Source organism: Streptacidiphilus jeojiense (assembly GCF_000719095.1).
GTDB lineage: Bacteria > Actinomycetota > Actinomycetes > Streptomycetales > Streptomycetaceae > Streptacidiphilus > Streptacidiphilus jeojiensis.
On record NZ_JOEH01000133.1, the window covers coordinates 1 to 210 of the forward strand.

Sequence of the window (210 nt, forward strand, 5' to 3'; positions counted from 1 at the left end):
GGGCGGTGATGTCGCCGTGGGAGGTGGTGGCCTGGATGGTCAGTGCGGTGGTGCCGTCGTTCTTCAGGGAGTTGTGGACGCGGCCGTGGCCGGTGCCGGCGTCCAGGGCGGCGGAGACGCCGGGGGCCGCGGCGACGGAGATGTTGCCGGACTGGGTGAGCAGTTCGACGGTGCCGGCCGCGGCTTCGGCGATCCGGATGTCGCCGCGGG

General features: G+C 73.8%; 1 pseudogene. It reads right to left on the minus strand.

Features of this window, described 5'->3' with window-relative positions:
• Positions 1-210: pseudogene (locus IF29_RS0141355) on the minus strand (DUF4097 family beta strand repeat-containing protein); the annotation flags it as partial.